The organism is Flavobacterium sp., from assembly GCF_049590715.1.
Taxonomy (GTDB): Bacteria; Bacteroidota; Bacteroidia; order Flavobacteriales; family Flavobacteriaceae; genus Flavobacterium.
Genome location: NZ_JBAWDL010000171.1, coordinates 1 through 3726 on the forward strand (window position 1 = coordinate 1; position 3726 = coordinate 3726).

Below are 3726 nucleotides of genomic sequence, written 5' to 3' on the forward strand. Positions count from 1 at the left end.
ATAATTTGGCTCCTTTGGCAGATATTAATAACAATCCGAACAATCCCGTAATTGGCTATCGTTCTTTTGGTGAAAACAAAAAAAAAGTAGCCCAATTTGCAATGGAATATCTCGAAGGTCTTAACGATGCAGGTGTTTTAGGTTGTTTAAAACATTTTCCCGGACACGGTAATACAAATGTAGATTCACATTTGGGATTGCCTATTTTAAATGAAAATTTAGAAGAATTATTAGCCAATGAATTGTATCCTTTCATTATAGGAATTGACAATCAAGTCGATTCGATTATGATTGGACATTTAGCCGTTCCTGCTTTGAACGAAGGAAAAAATACTTCAGCTACTTTATCTAAAAATATTATTGAAGGATTGTTGCGAAAACAATTAAAATACAATGGTTTGGTAATTTCAGATGCATTAAACATGCATAGTGTTTCAAAACTATACGATAAAAAAGGGCAACTTGAATGGGAAGCTTTCAATGCAGGAAATGACGTTTTGTGTTTTGCCGAAAATGTTCCTGAAGGCATTCAAGAAATCCTCAAAAATGCTTCACCTGAACGCATTGAAGATAGTTACAAACGTTTGATGAGTTGCAAAGAAAAAGTAGGCTTACTAAAAGGAAATCCACTGGCAAAAGGACGATTTAATTTTGATACCACAGCCAACTTAAACCTCAAAATTGCTCAACAATGTATTACAACCGTAAAAGATACAGACAATCATAAAAGTATTATTGAAGCATCTGAAAATAATCAATTAGGAATTATCAGTCTGTACAAAGACAGTTCAAATCATTTTTCTGAAACAGTAGCCACTGCTTTAAATACAAATTCATTTGCTATTGAAAACGGATCAATTGAAAATATTACCATTTTAAAACAGAAAATAGAAAATTTGGACTGTTTAGTGGTTGCTTTATTTGTTCCCAAAGCAAAACCTTTCAATAATTTCGAAATCGAAGACTCCGTTTTAACACTACTCGATCACCTTTTTTCAACTAAAAAATGCATCTTGTATCTCTTTGGAAATCCGTATGCATTACAAGTAATTCCAAATTTAACTTCCGCAAAAGGCATTATTCAAATCTATCAAGATTTTCCTGAATTTCAAGAAACAGCTGCTTCACAATTAGTAAACAATACTAAAACCAAAGGTAGTTTACCTGTATCTATCCCAGGATTATAAACTCTATAAACAACCTACATGGAAACCAAAATTCATAAAAACAAGGAATTATCCATAACCCAAGCTTTAATTCCTATTTTTTTTCTAGTTCTTTTATTAGGATACAATGTCTATGTTTTTGGTGATAATGCTTTAAGTGGTAGCAATCAATTTATTTTATTAATAGGTGGAGCAATAGCAGCCATTATAGGATTTTTTAACAAAGTTAGTTTTCATAAAATGATGGAAGAAGTAGCTAACAATATTAAATCAACCGTTGGAGCAATACTTATTTTATTAATGGTAGGCTCTTTGGCTGGAACTTGGTTAGTAAGCGGTATCATTCCTACGATGATTTATTATGGATTACAAATATTAAGTCCAGCCATATTTCTACCAGCTACTTTGATCATTTGTTCTATAATCTCTCTCGCTACAGGAAGTTCATGGACAACGAGCGCCACCGTCGGAATTGCTTTAATTGGCGTGGGGGAAGCGCTGGGATTCGATCTAGGAATGGTGGCAGGCGCAGTAATTTCTGGAGCGTATTTTGGAGATAAATTATCACCCATGTCGGACACCACTAATTTAGCTCCCGCCATGGCAGGAACAGCTTTATTTACCCATATCCGTTATATGATTTTGACTACTGTACCCACCTATATTTTGACTTTACTCATTTTTACCATCATAGGACTAAACGTAGAAATCAAAGGCGATGCTAACATCGGCTCACTCTTACAAGACATTCAAAATACCTTTACGGTTTCAGCGTGGCTATTCTTAGTACCGCTAATTGTCATTGGACTGATTATTAAAAAGACAGAACCGTTGATTGCACTCCTAGCAGGAACCTTACTCGCGGCCTCTTTCGCCATCCTTTTTCAACCACACATCATCAATCAAATTGTAGGAGTCAAAACCATGACTTTTGAATCTGGATATAAAGGCGTTATGAACGCAATCACAGGAGAAATTATCATCCCAACAAAAAATAAAAACTTAGCTGATTTATTTACTTCAGGAGGTATGCAAAAAATGTTAGGCACTATCTGGCTAATAATTTGTGCAATGGTCTTTGGTGGGATTATGGATGCCATCGGTGCCTTAGCACGTATTAGTCAATCTTTATTAAAAATGGCAAACAGCACTTTAGGCTTATTTGCATCGACTGTAGGGAGCTGTTTAGCCATCAACATTACTGCATCAGATCAATATTTATCAATTGTAATCCCGGGAAAAATGTTTGCGAAAGCATATCAAAAAAAGGGATTAGCTCCAGAAAATCTGAGTAGAACCCTCGAAGATGCAGGTACCGTTACTTCGGTATTAATACCTTGGAATACCTGTGGCGCCTATCAATCCAGCACCTTAGGAGTCGCAACATTAGATTACTTACCGTATGCTGTTTTCAATATTTTAAGCCCCATTACCACTCTGATTTTCGTAGCCTTTAATATCAAAATAAAACAATTGATTGCTCCAAAAACAACTACAGTATAAACAGTTTTATTTGGGCGTGCCACCAGAATACAAAGGGGCTTACTATTCTTTGTCTCGACAAAGCCCCTTTGTATCCTGCTGTCGTGCTATCCGCACCGCAATGGCGGTTTGCTCCTATCACTCACGCGTGTTAGTGCATAAATGGCAAAATTCAGGAAAGTAATTCCGCTTTGATTTCGTCTAATGTTTTATCAGTATACACTAATTCATCTATTAGTTGCTTTCTTAAAACATCCAAATCCTCATAATCAAAATACTTAGCCCAAGAAGTCAGTTGTTGCAAATTCCTGATTTGTTTTATTTTTTTGGTCGTTTCAAAACTAGTACGTAGAACAGGTTTTCCGTCGTATTCAGGATTGTTTTTATGTTCATAATTAACCGTATTCGACAAATAATCTACTTTTAGATAATAGATTTTATCCTCGGCATTATCAGGGTAAAATTCTTCCCATAAAGCAAAGCCTAACTTTCTCTTAGATTCCGTAGCAGGTTCCATCGGAATCAAACGCCATTTACTATTGGCTAATCGCCCCCAATGATTAGAATAACGATACATGCCTTCTTTGGTGTAATAGTAAGAACTACCAGCTTTGCTTTCAAATTGTGCTTTTTTTCCTTTGATAGCAATAGGATCAACCTCTTTGAAAGCACAAAAGGTATTCTTAAAAGAATTAGGACTAGGTCTGAAGATTTTTTCCATAAGCAAATATAACAAGAATACCCAAAATCAAAAATAAGACCTTATAATTGATTAACTTTGCGCCTTAATTTATACAAGATGACAAAAGAATCAGACGAAAGAATATTAAAAAAAGGGCTTTATACAGGAATAATCGAAAAAGATGAAAACAACAACTTTTTTTGTGGAGTATATTTATTAGATTACAAAATGGTGATGAGCAAACACAAATTAGGCGATTTAGTTACTATAAAAACCGTAATTGAAAACCCAAGTGATATTAGCTTTAAAAAATATCCAAAAAAATCAAAAAATTTCGACAAAGCTAATCTTAAACCAGAACAATAAAGAACAGCACTGTACTGAAAGACTTTGTAC

The 3726-nt window shown here is 34.6% G+C and carries 4 protein-coding genes; 3 read left to right on the forward strand and 1 reads right to left on the reverse strand.

Features of this window, described 5'->3' with window-relative positions; all coding sequences use genetic code 11:
* Both WBQ70_RS07935 and nhaC read left to right on the forward strand, forming a co-directional pair.
* A partial coding sequence (locus WBQ70_RS07935) for a glycoside hydrolase family 3 N-terminal domain-containing protein (RefSeq protein WP_423912647.1) occupies nt 1-1187 on the forward strand: 1187 nt, incomplete at its 5' end.
* A gap of 18 nt (nt 1188-1205) precedes the next feature.
* On the forward strand, nt 1206-2669 hold the full coding sequence (nhaC, locus tag WBQ70_RS07940) for a Na+/H+ antiporter NhaC (protein WP_423912650.1): 1464 nt from the start codon (nt 1206-1208) through the stop codon (nt 2667-2669).
* A 151-nt stretch (nt 2670-2820) separates the two neighbouring features.
* Here nhaC and WBQ70_RS07945 read toward each other — a convergent pair whose 3' ends face one another.
* Nucleotides 2821-3369, reverse strand: a complete 549-nt coding sequence (locus tag WBQ70_RS07945; RefSeq protein WP_423912652.1) for a hypothetical protein — start codon at nt 3367-3369, stop codon at nt 2821-2823.
* 78 nt (nt 3370-3447) lie between these two features.
* On the opposite strand from WBQ70_RS07945, the gene WBQ70_RS07950 reads away from it, so the two are divergent.
* Nucleotides 3448-3696 carry a hypothetical protein gene (locus WBQ70_RS07950; protein ID WP_423912654.1) on the forward strand — a complete coding sequence of 83 codons (249 nt, stop codon included), beginning with the start codon at nt 3448-3450 and terminating at the stop codon, nt 3694-3696.
* The last annotated feature ends 30 nt before the right edge of the window (nt 3697-3726 follow it).

Bases quoted from the DNA above. Each gene is read 5' to 3' on its own strand.
- WBQ70_RS07950 (WP_423912654.1), top strand. From the start codon at position 3,448: ATGACAAAAGAATCAGACGAAAGAATATTAAAAAAAGGGCTTTATACA.
- nhaC (WP_423912650.1), top strand. From the start codon at position 1,206: ATGGAAACCAAAATTCATAAAAACAAGGAATTATCCATAACCCAAGCT.
- WBQ70_RS07945 (WP_423912652.1), bottom strand. From the start codon at position 3,369: ATGGAAAAAATCTTCAGACCTAGTCCTAATTCTTTTAAGAATACCTTT.